The organism is Paraburkholderia sp. EG304 (assembly GCF_046543485.1).
Classification (GTDB): Bacteria; Pseudomonadota; Gammaproteobacteria; order Burkholderiales; family Burkholderiaceae; genus Paraburkholderia; species Paraburkholderia youngii.
This window is the reverse complement of sequence record NZ_JBKGUA010000339.1, coordinates 1-450: the sequence shown is the minus strand read 5'-3', so window position 1 is coordinate 450 and position 450 is coordinate 1. Positions and strand designations below refer to the sequence as shown.

At 62.9% G+C, this 450-nt stretch carries 1 pseudogene; it reads right to left on the bottom strand.

From position 1 onward, the window contains the following. Positions 1-357: 357 nt before the first annotated feature. Positions 358-450 (bottom strand): annotated as a pseudogene (locus ACLFKU_RS44175) (short-chain dehydrogenase); the annotation flags it as partial.

The following is a 450-nucleotide window of genomic DNA, read 5'->3' as shown; positions in this document are numbered from 1 at the left end:
AGACCGAACAGGCGAGCCTAATCTATGCGCTGAAGACAATCGACGTCGCACCGTCGTGACTACGAACCAGCAGCGATCGCGTGCAACAATCGGATTCGCTTCTTATATTGCAACGGGCTCGACGCCTCAAAACGGCGATGGAAACCGACAGCCTTACGACTCGCCCTCGCAGCTTCACTATCGGCAAGCGGAGCGCGCAGGCCCGCGAGGGCCAAAGGCGTCACGGGTCAAGACCGGATGGCAGCGGCTTCCGCGGCGCGGAGCGCACGCCCCAACGCAGCAGCGGTACACCAGGACGCACAGGGTGCCCGGGCGATGAGTACCGCAGGATCGTATCGGTGTCCCGATGGATCAGTCTTACGCGGTGGGAATCGTTCCGCCGTCGATCACGTACTCTGCCCCGCTGATCGCCGCCGCACGCGGCGAGATCAAAAACGCGATCAGGTTCGC